The sequence below is a fragment of the Streptomyces sp. NPDC101160 genome, from assembly GCF_044768205.1.
In the GTDB taxonomy this organism is placed as follows: Bacteria; Actinomycetota; Actinomycetes; order Streptomycetales; family Streptomycetaceae; genus Streptomyces.
Window position 1 is genome coordinate 688877 of the sequence record NZ_JBIWPJ010000004.1, and the last position, 13429, is coordinate 702305.

The 13429-nt window shown below is 70.7% G+C and carries 12 protein-coding genes; 1 reads left to right on the plus strand and 11 read right to left on the minus strand.

What is annotated here, in order from left to right; translation table 11 throughout:
- Positions 1 to 375: 375 nt before the first annotated feature.
- Genes ACIRSU_RS16140 through ACIRSU_RS16150 form a run of 3 tightly spaced genes read right to left on the minus strand, consistent with a single transcriptional unit; the run spans position 376 to position 1891 of the window.
- Positions 376 to 735, minus strand: coding sequence for a DUF6113 family protein (locus tag ACIRSU_RS16140; RefSeq protein ID WP_403792460.1), 360 nt, complete (start codon positions 733 to 735; stop codon positions 376 to 378).
- Entirely contained in the window at positions 732 to 1655 is a 924-nt protein-coding gene (gene mshB / locus ACIRSU_RS16145; RefSeq protein ID WP_403792462.1) for an N-acetyl-1-D-myo-inositol-2-amino-2-deoxy-alpha-D-glucopyranoside deacetylase, read from the minus strand. Before mshB ends, ACIRSU_RS16140 begins: the two co-directional genes overlap by 4 nt.
- 41 nt (positions 1656 to 1696) lie before the next feature.
- Positions 1697 to 1891, minus strand: a complete 195-nt coding sequence (locus tag ACIRSU_RS16150; protein WP_046911704.1) for a hypothetical protein — start codon at positions 1889 to 1891, stop codon at positions 1697 to 1699.
- A 168-nt stretch (positions 1892 to 2059) separates the two neighbouring features.
- Here ACIRSU_RS16150 and ACIRSU_RS16155 point away from each other — a divergent pair, with 168 nt between their 5' ends.
- Positions 2060 to 4225: a prolyl oligopeptidase family serine peptidase gene (locus ACIRSU_RS16155; RefSeq protein ID WP_403792464.1), complete on the plus strand. Its 2166-nt coding sequence runs from the start codon at positions 2060 to 2062 to the stop codon at positions 4223 to 4225.
- A gap of 4 nt (positions 4226 to 4229) precedes the next feature.
- On the opposite strand, the gene ACIRSU_RS16160 is transcribed toward ACIRSU_RS16155, so the two are convergent.
- From ACIRSU_RS16160 to ACIRSU_RS16195, 8 genes are all read right to left on the minus strand, one after another.
- Positions 4230 to 5198 carry a hypothetical protein gene (locus ACIRSU_RS16160; RefSeq protein WP_403792466.1) on the minus strand — a complete coding sequence of 323 codons (969 nt, stop codon included), beginning with the start codon at positions 5196 to 5198 and terminating at the stop codon, positions 4230 to 4232.
- Positions 5199 to 5399: 201 nt separating this feature from the next.
- A complete protein-coding gene (locus ACIRSU_RS16165; protein ID WP_403792468.1) occupies positions 5400 to 6443 on the minus strand; it encodes an ABC transporter ATP-binding protein in 1044 nt (347 codons plus the stop codon).
- Positions 6436 to 7419, minus strand: coding sequence for an ABC transporter ATP-binding protein (locus tag ACIRSU_RS16170; protein ID WP_403792470.1), 984 nt, complete (start codon positions 7417 to 7419; stop codon positions 6436 to 6438). The genes ACIRSU_RS16165 and ACIRSU_RS16170 overlap by 8 nt, the downstream gene beginning before the upstream one ends.
- A gap of 6 nt (positions 7420 to 7425) precedes the next feature.
- On the minus strand, positions 7426 to 8421 hold the full coding sequence (locus tag ACIRSU_RS16175; protein ID WP_403792472.1) for an ABC transporter permease: 996 nt from the start codon (positions 8419 to 8421) through the stop codon (positions 7426 to 7428).
- Complete coding sequence (locus ACIRSU_RS16180; protein WP_403792474.1) at positions 8414 to 9337, minus strand: ABC transporter permease; 924 nt, start codon at positions 9335 to 9337, stop codon at positions 8414 to 8416. The genes ACIRSU_RS16175 and ACIRSU_RS16180 overlap by 8 nt, the downstream gene beginning before the upstream one ends.
- Positions 9338 to 9448: 111 nt before the next feature.
- Entirely contained in the window at positions 9449 to 11080 is a 1632-nt protein-coding gene (locus tag ACIRSU_RS16185; RefSeq protein ID WP_403792476.1) for an ABC transporter substrate-binding protein, read from the minus strand.
- A gap of 190 nt (positions 11081 to 11270) precedes the next feature.
- Positions 11271 to 12377: an ABC transporter ATP-binding protein gene (locus tag ACIRSU_RS16190; RefSeq protein ID WP_403792478.1), complete on the minus strand. Its 1107-nt coding sequence runs from the start codon at positions 12375 to 12377 to the stop codon at positions 11271 to 11273.
- Positions 12370 to 13428 carry an ABC transporter ATP-binding protein gene (locus tag ACIRSU_RS16195; protein WP_403792479.1) on the minus strand — a complete coding sequence of 353 codons (1059 nt, stop codon included), beginning with the start codon at positions 13426 to 13428 and terminating at the stop codon, positions 12370 to 12372. Before ACIRSU_RS16195 ends, ACIRSU_RS16190 begins: the two co-directional genes overlap by 8 nt.
- Position 13429: the final 1 nt, after the last annotated feature.

Genomic DNA, 13429 nt, shown 5'->3' on the forward strand with positions numbered 1-13429 from the left:
TTCCGTCTTGGGCTCCTCCGGCAGCGCGCCGGCGGCGTCCTCGGCGCCCTCCTGGCCCGGGCGGAACCCGTACGGCGGAGTGCCCGAGGGGTACGCGGCCCCGCCGCGCCCCTGGGCGCCGGAGGACGAGCGGTCTGTCTCTCGACCAGTTTCACGACTCAAAGCAGGATCTCCCGGTTGACTCCGCCGCCCGCTCTTGCTGACGCTCGTGGTGATCCGGGCGGTCGGCGGCGCGCACCACCATACTGGCCGCCGCCGATCCGCACCCGACCCGGCGTGGATCCGCCACGGGCAATCCGGCCGAAGTCAAGACACTCCCCCGTCATTTCGGCCACGACCAACTCGGCCTTTTCGCAGGGGTGGTCGCGGGGTCGCTCACACGGTCGGCGGGGCCAGCCGGCTCATGGTGGCGCACATCACAGCGACGGCCATGCCGCCGAGCAGGAACACCATCTCGCCGAGCCCGCCGCCGAACAGGCCGTCGCCTTCCGGGCGTCCGAAGCTGAGCAGCACGATGGCGACCAGCCAGCCGGCGCCCGCCGCGGCGACGCCGAGCTGGTTGCCGGTGGCGCGCCGGCCGGCGTAGAAGACGGCGGCCGTGGCGAGCAGGGCGAGGAGCAAACCGGCGGGGAACCAGGCGGCTTGGACGAGCGAGCCGGCGGCGCCGACGAGGGCGCCGACGACGAACAGCCCCGCGTACCAGGCGTATCGGGCGCCCGCGCTGATGCCGCTCATGCGCCCGCTCCGGTCCCGGTGGCCCCGTCGGCCCCGGCGAGCCCGGCGAACAGGTCGGTCTCGCGTTCGCCGGCGGCCGCGCCCGACTCGCCCCGCACCAGCTCGTAGTACTCGGTGGTCTGGATGGGCTGGCCCAGGTTGTTGGAGAGGGCGAAGAAGGGGCCGTCGACGGCGATCTGGGTGGCGTGGACGGCCATGGCGGCCGTCTTGCGGGCCGCGTGCGCGGTGCCGCCGGCGATCTCCGTGGTGATCCGGGACGGGTCGACGACGCCGGGCAGGTCGTCGATCTCGGCCGCGGCCGGGAAGACGGAGCCCTCGGCGCTCAGCCGCGCGAAGCCGGCCTCGGCGACCGGGCGCGGGATCCGGTTCCAGTAGATCTTGGCGATGGTGTGGGCGGGGCCGAGGTCCGGGCGGTACGCGGGGTCGGCGGCGAGCTCGGCGGCGCGCGTGGCGACCCGGTGGGCCTGGATGTGGTCGGGGTGGCCGTAGCCGCCGTCGGGGTCGTAGGTGACGAGGACCTGCGGGCGGGTCTCGCGGACGATCTCGACGAGGTACGGGGCGGCCTCGTCGACGTCGGTGTTCCAGAAGGCGCCCGGGCGGTGGTTCTGCTCCGCGCCCATCATCCCGGAGTCGCGGAAGCGTCCGGGGCCGCCGAGGAAGCGGTGGTCGGTGACGCCCAGCTCCTTCATGGCGGCGGCGAGTTCGCCGGCGCGGTACTCGCCGAGCCGGTCCTCCCGGTCGGGCGCGAGGTGGGCGAGCTCGGGCGGGATGACCTCGCCCTCCTCGCCCAGGGTGCAGGTCACCAGGGTCACGAGGGCGCCCTCGGCCGCGTACCTGGCCATGGTGGCGCCGTTGTTGATCGACTCGTCGTCCGGGTGCGCGTGCACGAGGAGCAGACGACGGGCTGGGAGATCCGTCATGGCCCCACCCTACGAGGCGGGACCACGCGGAAGCCCACAGGTCAGAACTTGAGGCCGCCGATCATGCTCGCCACGTTCGTCGTGAGCGTGCTGATCGAGGGGGCGATGGAGGAGCTGGCCAGGTAGAAGCCCAGGAGCGCGCAGATCGCGGCGTGCCCGGCCTTGAGCCCGGATTTCCGGATCAGCAGGAAGACGACGATCGCCAGCAGCACCACCACCGAGATCGAGAGTGCCACGGCGGTTCACCTCCACACTTCTTCGGTCGGACGTTCGGTTGGCCGTTCGATTGGCATGTGCCCGATGGATGCTTACCCACCTAGCGCTACGGATCATAACTATCCGTGCCATCGCATCGATCGGTGTACGGGGGCATGAGGGGGCGCACGGACGCTAGTTTCGGTCACATGACTTCGTCTCACGAACAGATCTCGTTTCCTCGCCAGTACGCCAGGACACAGCGGTTCACGCTGGGCGCGCCTCGTGCGTTCAGCGTGTCGCCGGACGGTGAGCGGGTGGTGTTCGTGCGCTCCGGTTCGGGGACGGACCGGACGCACGGGCTGTGGGTGCTCGACCTGAGGGAGGGCGTGGAGCGGCTCGCGGCGGACCCGGAGGCGCTGCTCGCGGGCGCGGCCGAGGAGTTGTCGCCGGAGGAGCGGGCGCGCCGGGAGCGCGTCCGGGAGGGTTCCGCGGGGGTCGTGGGCTACGCGGTGGACGGGGCCGTGGAGTTGGCGGCGTTCGCGCTGTCGGGCCGGCTCTTCGCGGCGGAGCTGCGGGCGGGCACGGCCCGCGAACTGCCGGTGCCGGGCCCGGTGATCGACCCGCGGCCGTCGCCGGACGGGCGTTTCGTGGCGTACGCGGCGGGCGGGGCGCTGCGGGTGACCGGGGCGGACGGGACGGGTGACCGGGCGCTCGCGGAGCCGGATCCGGCGACGGAGGCGGACGGCGTCACGTACGGGCTCGCGGAGTTCGCGGCCTCGGAGGAGATGGCCCGCACGCGGGGCTTCTGGTGGGGGCCGGACTCGGACCGGCTCCTGGTCGCGCGGGTGGACGAGCGGCCGGTGAAGCGCTGGTGGATCGCGGATCCGGCGCATCCGGGGCGCGAGCCGCAGCGGGTCGCCTACCCGGCGGCGGGGACGGCGAACGCGGAGGTCCGGCTCTTCGTCGTGGATCTGTCCGGAAACCGCACCGAGGTCTTGTGGGACCGGGCCGCCTTCCCGTATCTGGGCCGGGTCCACTGGTCGTCGGAGGGCGCTCCGCTGCTGCTCGTGCAGGCGCGGGACCAGCGGACGCACGCGTATCTGGCGGTCGACCCGGAGTCGGGGGCGACGACGACGGTGCGCGTGGACGAGGACCCGGCATGGCTGGAACTCTTCGCCGGGGTACCGGCCTGGACGGCGGACGGGCGGCTCGTGCGGATCACGGACGAGGACGGGGTGCGCGCGCTCGCGGTCGGCGACCGGGTGCTGACGGACGCCCGGCTGCACGTACGGGCGGTGCTCGACGTCGGTGCGGAAGATGTCCTGATCTCGGCGTCGGCGGGAGAGGCGGCCGGGGCGGACGGGGCGGCTGGGGCGGACGCGTCTTCGGAGACCGGTGAGATCCATGTGTACCGCGTGAGCGAACAGGGCGTGGAGCGGGTCTCCGAGGCGCCCGGCGTGCACGCGGCCGCGCGGTCCGGCGCGGTCATGGTGCTGTCCTCGGCCCGGCCGGACGCCCCGGGGAGCGTGGCGCGGGTGCTGCGGGACGGCAAGCAGCTGGCCGAGGTCGTCTCGTACGCGCAGCGGCCGGTGCTCTCGGCGCGGGCACGCCTTGTCGAGGCGGGCGAGCGGCGGATCCCCTGCGCGGTGCTGCTGCCCTCGTGGTGGTCGGCGGGCGACGGGCCGCTGCCGGTGCTCATGGATCCGTACGGCGGTCCGCACGGGCAGCGGGTGCTCGCCGCGCACAACGCGTATCTGACCTCGCAGTGGTTCGCCGAGCAGGGCTTCGCGGTGGTCGTGGCGGACGGGCGGGGCATGCCGGGCCGCTCCCCCGCCTGGGAGAAGGCGGTCCGCGACCGGCTCACGCTGGCGCTCGACGACCAGGTGGCGGCCCTTGAGGCGCTCGCCGCCGACTTCCCGCTGGACCTGGGGCGGGTGGCGATCCGCGGCTGGTCCTTCGGCGGCTATCTCGCGGGGCTCGCGGCGCTGCGGCGGCCGGACGTGTTCCACGCGGCCGTGGTGGGCGCGCCGGTGGCGGACTGGCGGCTGTACGACACCCACTACACCGAGCGCTATCTGGGCCTGCCGGACGAGCAGGAGTCCGTGTACGCGGCGAACTCCCTGGTCACGGACGCCGGTCTGGTCGACGCGCGGGAGCCGGCCCGGCCCATGATGATCGTGCACGGCCTCGCCGACGACAACGTGGTGGCCGCGCACACCCTGCGCCTCTCCTCCGCGCTGCTCGCGGCCGGCCGGCCGCACGAGGTGCTGCCGCTGTCGGGCGTCACGCACATGACGCCGCAGGAGCAGGTGGCGGAGAACCTGCTGCTGCTCCAGGTGGACTTCCTCAAGCGGGCGCTGGGTCTCGGCTGATGAGTCACCAGCCGGGCGGGCGGTGCGCGGGCGGGGCCGGCGGGAGGGCGGCGACGGGGCGGTACGGGACCCGGCGGGGCTGCCAGGAACGGCCGAGGAGCACGAGCACCGCGAGCCCGGCGAGCAGCGCGTAGCCGGCGGCGAGGTCGTACAGGCGGGCGTAGAGGTCCGGTTCCGGCACGAGCGGTGGCCGGCCGGACCGCAGCGCCGCGGCGACCCCGCCGGCTCCGCAGCCGGCCAGGAGCAGTCCGCCGAGCAGGCCGAGCGGCCGGGTGTGCCGGGCCCGCGCGAAGGCGCTGCCCGCGGCGGCGAGGAGCAGCAGGACGAGGACGGCGTCGAGCCAGCCGGGCGGTACGGCGAGGGAGGGCAGGAGCAGGGCGGGGGCGCCGGTGAAGCGGCTGATCGTGTACTCGGGCGGCAGGAGTGCGGCCCAACGCGCCTCCCAGGCCGCCCAGATCAGTCCGCCGCCCGCGCACAGGATCCCCGCGGCGACGGCGGGTCCGGTACGGGGCCGGGTGGGCGCCCGGGCGGGCCCGTCGCCGCCGCCCGCGCCCTCCCGGCCCGCGCCCTCCCGCCCCGCGCCCTCCCGGCCGGCGGCCGCGGTGACGGCGAGTCCGGTGGCGAGCCCGAGGCTCAGCAGCGTGGTGACGAGCGCCTCCACTCCGGAGGCCCACAGGCCGGGCAGCCGCAGCGCGAGCGTGGTGGTTCCGGTGACGGCGAGCGCGGGTCCGGCGAGCGGCGAGCGCAGGGCGGTGACGGCGGTGACGACGTACGCGACGAGCAGGAGCGGGTCGACGAGCGAGGTCGCCGTGGTGCCGTGCACCCGGACGGTGGGGTCACCCGCCCAGAAGCGCAGGAGTTCGGGGGTCGGGCCGAAGGTCGCGAGGTCGCGCAGCAGCCAGACGACGAGGACGAGCGCGAGCGCGCCGCACAGGGCGGCGCCGGTGAGACGTGCCGTACGTGTCACAGTCACGGAGCCGATACTCACGGTTGCCAACGACCGAAACAAGGAGTTCCGCAAAGCCGCGGGCATATGCGTCACGTTGATGCGGGCGGGTGGTCAACCGGGGCGACATCGTGCGCCCCGGTTGACCGAACGGCACCCGCACGGCCGTACTGGATACAGGATCCGGAGTCCGTATATCGGATCCGATTCCATCAAGTTGCCTCCGCGTTAAGGCTCTTCGGGTTCCTCCGGCGGCACCACCGTCTTCTCCTCCGCGAAGTGGCAGGCCGAGTCGTGCTTCGCCGGGCTGTCCGTCAGCCGGAACTCCGCGGGGACCGCGAGCAGCGGGACCTCCAGGGCGCACCGCTCCCGCGCCTTCCAGCACCTCGTACGGAAGCGGCAGCCGGACGGGATGTTGGCCGGCGAGGGGACGTCGCCGGCCAGGAGGATGCGCTCGCGGTGCTCGCGCGCCTCCGGGTCGGGCACCGGGACCGCCGACAGCAGCGCCTGGGTGTAGGGATGCGTCGGGTGCTCGTAGATCTCCGCATCGGATCCGATCTCCACGATCCGGCCCAGATACATGACCCCGACCCGGTCGGAGATGTGCCGCACGATCGACAGGTCGTGCGCGATGAAGACGTACGACAGCTTGAACTCGTCCTGCAGTCGCGCCAGCAGGTTGACCACCTGCGCCTGCACGGAGACGTCGAGCGCCGACACCGGCTCGTCCGCGACGATGATCTCGGGCTGCAGCGCCAGTCCCCGCGCGATGCCGATGCGCTGGCGCTGGCCGCCGGAGAACTGGTGCGGATAGCGGTTGATGTACTCGGGGTTGAGGCCCACGACGTCGAGCAGGTCCTGCACCTTGCGGCGGCGCGAGCCCTTGGGCGCGACCTCCGGGTGGATCTCGTACGGCTCGCCGATGATGTCGCCGACCGTCATGCGCGGGTTCAGCGAGGTGTACGGGTCCTGGAACACCATCTGGATGTTGCGTCGCACGGCCTTCAGCGCCCGCGGCGACAGCTTGGTGATGTCCTCGCCCTTGTACGAGATGGAGCCGGAGGTCGGCGTCTCCAGGTTGACCAGCATCTTCGCGACCGTCGACTTGCCGCAGCCGGACTCACCGACGATGCCGAGGGTCTCGCCGGCGGCGAGGTCGAAGTCGACGCCGTCGACCGCGCGGACCGCGCCGACCTGCTTCTTGAAGAGGATGCCCTGGGTCAGCGGATAGTGCTTGACGAGGTCGCGGACCTGGAGAATCGCCTCAGCCATGGAGGCACTCCTTCCAGAAGTGGCAGGCGCTGGAGCGGGGTACGGGCGATTCGGTGACGTCGTACAGCGGCGGGACGTCGGTGCGGCACACGTCCTGGGCGAGCGGGCAGCGCGGGTGGAAGGCGCAGCCCGGCGGGATCTTCAGCAGGTTGGGCGGCAGGCCCTTGATCGCGTAGAGCTCCTGGCCCTTCTGGTCGAGCCGCGGGATCGACTCGAGCAGGCCCCTGGTGTAGGGGTGGGCGGGGGCCTTGTAGATCTCGTGGACGGGGGCCTGTTCGACGATGCGGCCCGCGTACATCACGGCGATCTTGTCCGCGACGTCGGCGACGACGCCGAGGTCGTGGGTGATGAGGATGAGGCCCATGTTGTACTCGCGCTGCAGCTCCGCGAGCAGGTCCATGACCTGGGCCTGGACGGTGACGTCGAGCGCCGTGGTGGGCTCGTCGGCGATGATCAGGTCCGGCTCCAGGGCGAGCGCCATCGCGATCATGATGCGCTGGCGCATGCCGCCGGAGAACTGGTGCGGGTACTGCCCGACGCGCTCCTTGGCGGCGGGGATGCGCACCCGGTCCATCAGCTCGACGGCCTTGGCGCGGGCGTCCTTCTTCGACATCCCCTTGTGGACCCGGAACATCTCGCCGAGCTGTTCGCCGACGCTGAGCACCGGGTTGAGGGAGGACAGGGCGTCCTGGAAGATCATCGCCATCCTGGCGCCGCGGATCTTCCGCCGTTGGTCCTCCTTGAGCTTCAGCAGGTCCTGGTCCTGGAACAAGATCTCGCCGCCGCTGATCTTCCCGGGGGGCGTGTCGAGGATGCCCATGATCGCCTGGGCGGTGACGGACTTGCCGGAGCCGGACTCGCCGAGCACGGCGAGGGTCTCGCCTGCGTCGACGGAGTAGTTGACGCCGTTGACCGCCTTGGCCACCCCTTCCCGGGTGTGGAACTCCACGTGCAGGTCGCGCACTTCGAGCAGCATGATCGGCTACCTCAGCTTGGGGTCGAGGGCGTCGCGCACCGCGTCGCCGAGCATGATGAAGGCGAGCACGGTGACGGCGAGCGCGCCGGCCGGCCAGAGCAGCATGTGCGGCGCGTTGCGGACGTACTGGCTCGCCGAGGAGATGTCGATGCCCCAGGAGACGGTCGGCGGCTTCAGGCCGACGCCGAGGTACGACAGGGTCGCCTCCAGGGCGATGTAGGTGCCGAGCGCGATGGTCGCGACGACGATCACGGGGGCGACCGCGTTGGGCGTGATGTGGCGCAGCATCATCCGGGAGTTGGAGGCGCCGAGGGCCCGGGCGGCCTGGACGTAGTCGTTCTGTTTGGCGGTGATGACGGAGCCGCGGGCGATGCGGGAGACCTGTGGCCAGCCGAGCAGCACCATGAAGCCGATGACGGGCCAGACGGTGGAGCTGGTCACCACGGACAGCAGGACGAGGCCGCCGAGGACGACGGGGATGGCGAAGAAGACGTCGGTGAGCCGGGAGAGGATCCCGTCCCAGGCGCCGCCGAAGAAGCCGGCGAGCCCGCCGAGGACGCTGCCGAGCAGCGCGACGCCGAGGGTGGCGAGGACGCCGACGGTGACGGAGGTGCGGGCGCCGTAGACGACCCGGGTGTAGACGTCGCAGCCCTGGCCGTTGAAGCCGAAGGGGTGGCCGGGCTGGGACCCTTCCTGGGCCTTGGAGAGGTCGCAGTCGAGGGGGTCTCCGGAGGCGATGAGCGAGGGCCAGATGGAGATGACGACCAGGAAGAGGATGACGAGCCCGGAGATGATGAAGGCGGGGTTGCGGCGCAGGTCGTGCCAGGCGTCGGACCACAGCGAGCGCGGCTTCCTGTCGGCTCCGCCCTCGGGGCTGTCGAGGCGCTTCTCCAGGGTCTCCGCGTCGGCGGTACCGAAGTCGGCCGCGCCTCCGGCACCTGTCGAGGCCACGGCGCGTCCTTCCTCACCGTACGACTCCAGCGGCTCAAGGGGCTCAGGCATAGCGAATCCTCGGGTCGAGTACGGCGTAGAGGAGGTCGACCAGCAGGTTGGCCAGGAGGAACACCAGGACGAGGACGGTCACGAAGCCGACGACGGTCTGGGTGTTCTGACGGACGATGCCCTGGTACAGCTGGTAGCCGACGCCGTGGATGTTGAAGATCCGTTCGGTGACGATGGCGCCGCCCATGAGGGCGCCGATGTCGGCGCCGATGAAGGTCACCACGGGGATGAGGCTGTTGCGCAGCAGGTGACGGGTGATGACCCGGCGGCGCGGCAGGCCCTTGGCGACGGCCGTACGGACGTAGTCGGCGCGCTTGTTCTCGGCGATCGAGGTCCGGGTGAGCCGGGTGACGTACGCGAGCGAGACGGAGGCGAGGACGAGTCCGGGGACGATGAGTTCGTTGAACGGCGCCTCGGGCGAGACCGCCGGTTTGATCCAGCCCCACTCCACGCCCAGCAGGTACTGGATGAGCAGACCGGTGACGAAGGTGGGCACGGAGAGCACCACCAGGGTCAGCAGCAGGACGGTGGTGTCGACGGGGCGGCCGCGCTTGAGGCCGGTCACGACGCCGAGGGTGATGCCGATGACGATCTCGAAGAGGATGGCGACGACGGTCAGCCGGATGGTGACGGGGAAGGCGTCGGCCATCAGCTCGGTGACCGGCTGGCCGTTGAAGGCGGTGCCGAAGTCGCCGGTGAAGACGTTGCCCATGTAGGTCAGGTATTGCTGCCAGACGGGCTTGTCGAGGCCGAACTCCTTCTTCAGCTGGGCGGCGGTGGCCGGGTCGCACTGGCGCTCGCCGCACAGGCCGGCGATGGGGTCGCCCATCACGTTCACCATCAGGAAGATCAGCAGGGTGGCGCCGATGAAGACCGGGATCATCTGCAGCAGCCGCCGGATCACGTATCGACCCACGGGGGCCTCCAAAGGTGGGGAATCCGGGACGGGCGGGCGGGAGGAAGGAGCACGACCCGGCGCGGGCGGGGGGCCGCGGGCCGGGCCGTACGCCGTCGGCCTGCTACGGCGTCACTTGACCTTGATCTCGTTGTAGACCGGGACGCTGAACGGGTTCAGGGCCACGTTCTCGACCCGGTCCGAGTAGCCGGCGCTGCCGTTCTGGTACCAGAGCGGGATGGCGCCCATGTCGTCGCGGAGGACGCCCTCGGCCTGCTGGAAGAGCCCGACGGCCTTGGCGATGTCGGTCTCGGCGTTGGCCTGGTTGACGAGCTTGTCGAACTGCGGGTTGGAGTACTTGCCGTCGTTGGACGAGGCGCCCGTGTAGTACAGCGGCTGCAGGAAGTTCTGGATCAGCGGGTAGTCCATCTGCCAGCCGGCCCGGAAGGGGCCGTTGAGCTTGGACTGGGTGACCTGGTTGCGGAAGTCGGCGAAGGTGCCGATGGGGTTGCCGACGCACGCCTTGTTGTTGCCGAGGGACCGGTTGATGGAGTTGCAGACGGCGTCCACCCACTCCTTGTGGGAGCCGGTGTCGGCGTTGTACGAGATCTTCATCGTGCCGCCGGGGATGCCGCCGCCCTCGGCGACGAGCTTCTTGGCCTCGGTGGGGTTGTACACGCAGAAGTCGCCGCAGACGTCCTTGAAGCCGCCCTTCTCGCCGAGGACGGGCGAGGTCCAGTCCTGGGCCGGGGTGCGGGTCTTGTTGAAGATCGTCTCGGTGATCTGCTTGCGGTCGATGGCCATCGACAGGCCCTGGCGCAGCTTGTTCTGGTTGGGCTTGTTCCACGCGGGGTCGTAGAACGGGAAGGCGAGGGTCTGGATGATGCCGGCCGGGGTGTTGATGTAGCGGTCGCCGAGGTCGGCCGAGACGTTCTTGAGCTGCGAGGCGGGGATGTCGTCGACGAGGTCGAGGTTTCCGGCCGTCAGGTCGGTGTAGGCGGTGTTGTTGTCGGTGTAGACCTTGAGGGTGATGCCGCCGTTCTGGGCCTTGTCGGGACCGGGGTAGCCGTCCCACTTCTTCAGCACCATCTGGGAGCCCCGCGAGTAGGAGTCCACGGTGTAGGGGCCGTTGCCGATGGGCTTGGCGAGCCAGCCGGAGTGGTCGTCGTAGAACGCCTGGGGCAGCGGCGAGTAGGCCGCGTAGCCGAGGGTGTCGGGGAAGGTCGAGAACTTCTGCGTCAGCTTGACGGTGAAGGTCTTGTCGTCGACGACCTTGAGGCCCGACAGGGTGGTGGCGGTCGGCGAGCCCTTGTCCGGGTGGACCTTGTCGTATCCCTCGATGTAGCTGAAGAAGTAGGCGTTCTTCTGGTTGTTCTTCAGGCCGGCGCCGTAGTTCCAGGCGTCGACGAAGGACTTGGCGGTGACCTTCTCGCCGTTGGAGAAGGTCCAGCCGTCCTTGAGGGTCACGGTGAAGTTGGCCGAGTCGGTGGTCGTGATCTTGTCGGCGACCATGTTCTCGGCCGCGCCGGTCTTCGGGTTGTACCGCTTGAGCCCGCGGAAGATCATGTCGAGGACCTTGCCGCCCTGGACCTCGTTGGTGTTCGCCGGTTCCAGCGGGTTCTGCGGGTCGCCCCACGAGGAGGTCACGACACCGCTCGCACCCCCGCCGCCACCGCCGCCGTCGCCGCCACCGCCGCAGGCGGTCGCCGCGAGGGCGACGGCGGTGGCCAGAGCGGCCCACTTGGCGTGCGTGGCTCCGCGCATGGAGTGCCTCCCGAATGTCCTGATGCTGACTTAGGCCCCAATATCACCTGATATTGACGGGAGTGCACTTTTACGGCGTCCGGATGAACCGGCCGCGGCGGGCGGCGGCGCACGGCGACCGGCCCACCGAAAGCACAGGGCCCCGGCACCCTCCGTGGGGGTGCCGGGGCCCTGTGGGGCACCGGGTGGATCAGACGGGGAGAACCGTCTTCTCCTCGGCGAAGTGGCACGCGGACTCGTGCGCGGCCGGGGTGTCCTGACCCCGGAAACGCTCCGGGACGGCCAGCAGCGGGACCTCGGTGGAGCAGATGTCCTGCGCCTTCCAGCAGCGGGTGCGGAAGCGGCAGCCCGACGGCGGGTTGGCCGGCGAGGGCACGTCACCGGTGAGGATGATCCGCTCGCGGTTCTCGCGGGCGTCCGGGTCCGGCACCGGCACCGCGGAGAGCAGCGCCTGGGTGTACGGGTGCGTCGGGTGGTCGTAGATCTCGGTGTCCGTACCGATCTCGGCCATCTTGCCGAGGTACATGACGCCGACGCGGTCCGAGATGTGCCGGACGATCGACAGGTCGTGCGCGATGAAGATGTAGGAGAGGTTGAACTCGTCCTGCAGCTTCTCCATCAGGTTGATGACCTGCGCCTGGACGGAGACGTCCAGGGCCGAGACCGGCTCGTCGCAGATGATGATCTCCGGGTTGAGCGCGAGGCCGCGGGCGATGCCGATGCGCTGGCGCTGACCGCCGGAGAACTGGTGCGGGTACCGGTTGATGTACTCGGGGTTCAGACCGACGACGTCGAGCAGCTCCTGCACCTTGCGGCGCCGGTCGCCCTTCGGGGCCACCTCGGGGTGGATGTCGAAGGTCTCGCCGATGATGTCGCCGACCGTCATGCGCGGGTTCAGCGAGGTGTACGGGTCCTGGAACACCATCTGGATGTTCCGGCGCACGGCCTTGAGGGCGCGGCCGGACAGCTTGGTGATGTCCTGGCCCTTGTAGAAGACCTCGCCCGCGGTGGCCCGCTCCAGGTTCATCAGGAGCTTGGCGACCGTGGACTTGCCACAGCCGGACTCGCCGACGATGCCGAGGGTCTCGCCCTGGTAGAGGTCGAAGGAGACCCCGTCCACGGCCTTGACCGCACCGACCTGCTTCTTGAAGAGGATGCCCTGGGTCAGCGGGAAGTGCTTCTTCAGGTCGCGGACCTGGAGGATCGGCTCCCCGCGCTTGGCCGGGGTCTCGATCGCGGCCACGGCCGCCTCCTCGGACACGACCTCGGCCTTGTCGTTCTTGGTGGTCTCAGCCATGGATCGTCTCCTTCCAGAAGTGGCAGGCACTCTTGCGGCCCGGCAGCTCGCCGCCGTCCTGCTCGGTGACCGGCACCAGGGCCGGGATCTCCGTGTGGCAGATGTCGGTGGCCTTGGGGCAGCGCGGGTTGAAGGCGCAGCCCGACGGGATCTTCAGCAGGTTGGGCGGCAGGCCCTTGATCGCGTAGAGCTCCTGGCCCTTCTGGTCCAGGCGCGGGATCGAGTCGAGCAGACCGCGGGTGTACGGGTGCGCCGGGCGCTTGTAGAGCTCGTGCACCGGCGCCTGCTCGACGATCCGGCCCGCGTACATCACGGCGATCTTGTCCGCGACGTCGGCGACGACGCCGAGGTCGTGGGTGATCAGGATCAGACCCATGTTGTACTCGCGCTGCAGCTCCGCGAGCAGGTCCATCACCTGGGCCTGGACCGTCACGTCGAGCGCCGTGGTGGGCTCGTCCGCGATGATCAGGTCCGGCTCCAGGGCGAGCGCCATCGCGATCATGATGCGCTGGCGCATACCGCCGGAGAACTGGTGCGGGTAGTCGCCGACCCGGGCCTTGGCGGCGGGGATCTTGACCTTGTCCATCAGCTCGACGGCCTTGGCCGTGGCGTCCTTCTTGGACAGGCCGTGGTGCACCCGGAACATCTCGCCGAGCTGGTAGCCGACGGTGAGGACCGGGTTCAGGGAGGACAGCGCGTCCTGGAAGATCATCGCGATCTTGCGGCCGCGGATCTTCCGGCGCTCCTCGTAGGACATCTTGAGCATGTCCTGGCCGCGGAACAGGATCTCGCCCTGCGGGATCTTGCCGGGCGGCATGTCGAGGATGCCCATGATCGCCTGGGCGGTCACGGACTTGCCGGAGCCGGACTCGCCGAGGACGGCGAGCGTCTCGCCGGCGTCGACGGAGTAGTTGACGCCGTTGACGGCCTTGGCCACACCGTCGCGGGTGTGGAACTCGACGTGCAGGTCACGGACTTCGAGGAGCGGACCGGTGTGGTCGGCGCCGTCGCGCGGCGCGGGTACGGCCGCGGTCTTGTCGATGGTGCTCACG